General features: G+C 62.3%; 3 protein-coding genes. 2 read left to right on the top strand and 1 reads right to left on the bottom strand.

The genetic code is table 11. From position 1 onward, the window contains the following. Positions 1-347 precede the first annotated feature (347 nt). On the top strand, positions 348-2,579 hold the full coding sequence (locus ACYVDE_RS13865; protein WP_460502137.1) for a prolyl oligopeptidase family serine peptidase: 2,232 nt from the start codon (positions 348-350) through the stop codon (positions 2,577-2,579). Between the two features lie 18 nt (positions 2,580-2,597). Further along, positions 2,598-3,374, top strand: coding sequence for a tetratricopeptide repeat protein (locus ACYVDE_RS13860; RefSeq protein WP_460502136.1), 777 nt, complete (start codon positions 2,598-2,600; stop codon positions 3,372-3,374). An 84-nt stretch (positions 3,375-3,458) separates the two neighbouring features. Here ACYVDE_RS13860 and ACYVDE_RS13855 read toward each other — a convergent pair. Further along, a partial coding sequence (locus tag ACYVDE_RS13855) for a S9 family peptidase (protein ID WP_460502135.1) occupies positions 3,459-5,301 on the bottom strand: 1,843 nt, incomplete at its 5' end.

Here is a 5,301-nt window from a genome sequence, read left to right as displayed (position 1 = left end):
TGAGCCAGCGCGTGGACGAGGAGCTGCGCTGGCTGCGCGCCCACCTGCCCGAGCTGCTGGCCGAGGCCAAAGGGGCCGCAACCCCGGTCCCGGAACCAACGCCTTTGCCCCACGCCCCCGCTACCGGCCAGGTGGCGGATGACGTGCAGATGGATTAAAAAGAACGTCGGCAATGCGGCAAACGAAAAAGAACGTCATGCAGAGCGTAGCGAAGCATCTCGCGTGCAGTGGTAAACCTAACGATTGAGTTACTTCCCCACGCGAGATGCTTCGCTGCGCTCTGCATGACGTTCTTTTTGAAGGCCTTCACTGCCATTTTAAATAACTTGTTCAACTCCGCTATAATCATGAAAGCTGCTTTACCTGTTGTGCTGCTGCTGGCTTCGGCGGCGGCCTGCCGCGCCACCGCGCCCACCGACCGCAACGCCCTGCCCAACCACCGGCCCGTGACCGAAACCACCATCCCCGAAACCGAAGAGCCCAGCCGCAAAGCCGGCCTGGAGCTGCCCGCTCCCATTCCGCCCGTGAAATACCCCGTGACCCGCAAGGTCGACCACGTCGACGACTATTTTGGTACCAAGGTGCCCGACCCGTACCGCTGGCTCGAAGCCCTCGATGCGCCCGATACCAAGCAGTGGGTAGCCGAAGAAAACAAGGTGACGTTTGGCTATCTCGACCAGATTCCGTTCCGCGACAAGATTCGGCAGCGGCTGACGAAAATCTGGAACTACGAGCGGTTTGGCGTGCCCGAGCAGGTGGGGGAGGAGCTGGTATTCAGCAAGAACGACGGCTTGCAGAACCAGGCCGTGCTCTACCGCCAGCGCGGCGCGGGCGAGCCGCAGGTGCTGCTCGACCCCAACAAGTTCTCGGCCGATGGCACTACCGCCCTGGCCGGCATGGAATTTAGCAACGACCACCGCTACCTGGCCTACGCCACCAGCAGCGGCGGCTCCGACTGGCACAAAGTGCAGATAATGGACCTGAAAACCAACAAGCTGCTGCCCGAAACCTTGGAGTGGGTGAAGGTGTCGGGCACATCGTGGACCAAAAACGGCTTCTATTATGGCCGCTACGACGCGCCCAAGGCCGGCCAGAACGGGCTGTCGGGCAAGAATGAGTATCACAAGGTGTACTTCCACAAGCTGAACACGCCGCAATCGGCCGACAAGCTGGTGTATGAAGACAAAACAAAGCCGCTGGGCTTCCGCTTCGTGACGGCCACGGAAGACGAGCGTTTTCTGGTGCTGAGCCTCACCGACGCCAAGGCCGACGGCAACCAGCTGCGCGTGCGCGACCTCACCGACCCCAAGCAGGCCAACACCTGGACCACGCTCATTGCCAGCTACGAAGACAATAACAGCGTGATTGGCAACGTGGGCGGCGAGGTGCTGGTGTACACAAACTACAAGGCCCCCAACTACCGCGTCGTCCGCATCGACCCGAAGAAGCCTGCCGAAGCCAACTGGCACGACGTGCTGCCCGAAACCAAAAACAAGCTCGAAAGCGTGCAGCAGGTGGGCGGCAAGCTCATTGCCGACTATCTGAACGACGCCAGCTCGCAGGTGAAGGTGTATTCGGAACTGGGCAAGTTTGAGCACGATGTGAAGCTGCCCGCCATTGGCACGGCCAGCGGCTTCGGCGGCCGGCGCGATGCCAAGTCGGTGTACTACGCCTTCACATCCTTCACCTACCCGACCACCATCTATAAGTACGATTTGGCCACCAACACCAGCACGGTATTCCGCGCCCCGCAGGTGGACGTGAACCCGAACGAATACGTGACCACGCAGGTGTTCTACCCCAGCAAGGACGGCACGAAGATTCCCATGTTCATCGTGCATAAGAAAGGGGTGGAGCTGAATGGCAAGAACCCCACGTACCTGTACGCCTACGGCGGCTTCAACATCTCGCTCACGCCGGGCTTCTCGGTGGCGCGCATGCTGTGGCTCGAAAACGGCGGCGTGCTGGCCATTCCGAACCTGCGCGGCGGCGGCGAGTACGGCGAGGCATGGCACAAAGCCGGTATGACGCCCAACAAGCAGAACGTATTCGACGACTTCATTGCCGCCGCCGAGTACCTCAAGAACAACAAGTACACCGACTACGACCATCTCGCCATCGCGGGCGGCTCGAACGGCGGCCTGCTGGTGGGCGCCACCATGACGCAGCGCCCCGACCTATGCAAAGTGGCCCTGCCCGCCGTGGGCGTAATGGACATGCTGCGCTACCAGACCTTCACCATCGGCTGGAACTGGGCCCCCGAATACGGCACCTCGGCCGACAAGGCGCAGTTCGAGAACCTGCGCCAGTTCTCGCCCCTGCACAACCTGAAGCCGGCCGCCTACCCCGCCACGCTCATCACCACCGCCGACCACGACGACCGCGTGGTGCCGGCCCACTCCTTCAAATTCGCCGCCGCCCTGCAGGCTGCCAACACCGGCCTCAACCCCACGCTCATCCGCGTAGACGTGAACGCCGGCCACGGCGCGGGCAAAAGCACCAAGCTGCAGATTGACGAGTGGGCCGACGTGTGGAGCTTCTGCTACGCCAACATGGGCGTAACGCCGGACGTGAAGTAAGCATTTGAAGCTGTTCTGATGACTGTTCGAGCGGGCGTAGTTTGGCTGTTGCTGCTGCTCGTGCTCTCGGCCCTGCCGGGGCACGGGCAGTCGCGGTTTTATCTGTATAGCGAGGACATTGCCCTGCCCGCCCGCATCAACACCATTGCGCTGTTGCACATCGATTTCGATACTACTCTGCACGTAGGAAACACCGTCGCTAAAGGCCAGTCAATTGGGCAAACCAACCAATTACCGCTGGTGCGCTCGGTGCGCTACGGCATGAAAATCATTGCTTCGGAAGATGCTTACGCAGCGGGCGACTTTGCCACCGCGGCCCATGTGCTGGAAGAGGCCACCCGGCACGAGCCTGCTAATCCATTCATTACCTGTCAACTGGCTCGCAGTCTGTATCGCAATGAAGCCACTAAGCCACGCGCCTACGAGCTGTACCAGCGTTTGATACGACAAATAGAAGCCAGCGTGCCGCGTAATGACACCATTTTGTACGTAGACGCATGGTTTGCCGAAGCCTACTGGAAGCTGGGGACCCTCTACCTCGACCACGCGCGCTGGGCCGATGCTGTTCGCAGCATCAGTCAGTTTCTGGCGGCAACGTCGCGCGCCGAATACGCCGCTACGCCACTATATGAGGAAATTCTGGGCTACCTCACCGAAAGCTTCTACCAGTTAGGTGATGCCAAGCTGTGCCGCCACTATGGGCAACTAACGCTGAAATTCTTCCCCCACAATCAATACGTGCTGCCGTACCTGGCCCACCTGCCGCCCAAGGCTAAAGTGAATCCCAAGCGCTAGCATTATCATGCAGCAAATAGCCAGGCCGTAAAATCCCACTCATGCCAGCGGGATTTTACGGCCTGGCTATTTGCTGTTGGGAAGCTACTGCCCGGCCCCGCCCGCGCCGCCCGCCGGCTTCAGGTTCGTCTCGAACAGCTTGAGAATGCGCTTGTACTCATCGGTCCACGAGGCGGGCTCGATGAAGCTGTGGTCTTCGACGGGGTACACGGCCAGCTCCCAGTTCTCCTTTTTGAGCTCGATGAGGCGCTGCGAAAGGCGCACGATGTCCTGGAAGTGCACGTTGGTATCGACCATGCCATGGCACATCAGCAGCGCGCCTTTGAGGCCGGCGGCGTGGTTGATGGGGGAGGAGCGGGCGTAGGCGATGGAGTCGTTGTAGGGCTCGTTGAGGATATTGTCGGTGTAGCCGTGGTTGTAGTGGGCCCAGTCGGTCACGGCGCGCAGGGCGGCCCCGGCCCGGAACACATCGGGCTGCGTGAACATGGCCATGAGCGTGATGAAGCCGCCGTAGGAGCCGCCGTAGATGCCCACGCGCTGCGGGCTCACGCCGTACTTCTCGGTGAGGAGCTTCACGCCGTCGAGCTGGTCGGTGAGGTCTTTGCCACCCATGAAGCGGTAGATGCCCGTGCGCACGTCGCGCCCGTAGCCGGCCGAGCCGCGGTAGTCGATATCGAGCACGGTGTAGCCCTTCTCCACCAGCAGGTTGTGAAACATGTACTCGCGGAAGTACTGGCTCCACCATTTATGCGCGTTCTGGAGGTAGCCGGCTCCGTGCACGAATATCACGGCCGGGCCCTGGGCCGCGGGCTGGGCCGGACGGTAGAGGCGGGCGTACACGTCGGCCCCGTCGCGGGCTTTGATGGTGATGATTTCGGGGTCGCGCCAGGCGTAGCTCTCGAACTCGGGCGTGGTGCTGTGGGTGAGCTGCCGCATCTTCGCGCCGGGCTTGTTGTCCATCACAAACAGCTCCCAGGGCTTGTTGGTGTAGCTGTAGCGCACGGCCAGCGTGCGCCCATCGGGCGACACGGCCACCTCGTGTGCGCCGGGCCGGGTCGTTATCTGCTCCAGCTTGCCGCCGTTCAGGGGCAGGTGGTAGAAGTGCTGCTCGCCGGGGTGCGTGGCGTTGGCGGTGAGATACCACGTGCGGCGGTCACGGCTCAGCTCGGCGCGCTGAATCTCGAACTTGCCGCTGGTCAGGGCCGTTTTCTGGCCGGTGCTGGCATCCACGGTGTAGAGGTGGCTGTAGCCGGTTTCCTCGCTTTGAAACCACACGCGGCGGTTGTCGGGCAGCCAGCCCACGTTGCCCGCGCCGTAGCCAATGCCGGGGCCGTTTACCCAGGCGTCGTCGTGCTGGCGGTCGAGGAGCTTAATTTTCTGGGTATTCGGGTCCAGGGCCACAATCCAACGGTCCTTGTTGTCGGCGGTGCGCATTACCAGAAAAGCCCGCTGCCCGTCGTCGGACCAGAACGGGCCGTAGGGCTGCACGCGGCGCAGCTCGGGCTTTTTGGCCTTGGCGGCCGCGGCGGCTTTCGCTTTGGCCGAGTCGGCCGCCACGGGCGCTTTGGCGGGTAGCTGGTACTCCTTGCGGTAAGCCGGCTGCTCGTCGAGGCCCTTCAGCTCCGAGTAGCCCAGCACGAAGGTGGTGTCGCGGCCAATGTCGTAGATGCCCAACTCGTAGGCCGTTTGGGCCGCGCCCACTTTGGTACGGGTCGAAATATCCTCCGTAAAGCCCGAGGCCGTCACGAAGCTGGGCACCAGCGCCACCTTGGCGGCCGTGGGCTCCTGGCCCAGCGTGTAGGTCACGTAGCGGCCGTCGGGGCTGAGCTGCAGGTTATCGACCGACTGCGTGCCCAGGTAAATAGCTTTGGGGCGCAGGCGGGCCAGGGCCTTCTGCTGGCGCTCGCGGGCCTGGCGGTCCTGCTCG

This window comes from Hymenobacter agri, from assembly GCF_054778495.1.
This window is presented reverse-complemented; position numbering and strand designations above follow the sequence as displayed.

What these genes read in the sequence shown, in the direction of transcription:
- ACYVDE_RS13865 (WP_460502137.1), top strand. Translation starts at nt 348, where the DNA reads ATGAAAGCTGCTTTACCTGTTGTGCTGCTGCTGGCTTCGGCGGCGGCC.
- ACYVDE_RS13860 (WP_460502136.1), top strand. Translation starts at nt 2,598, where the DNA reads ATGACTGTTCGAGCGGGCGTAGTTTGGCTGTTGCTGCTGCTCGTGCTC.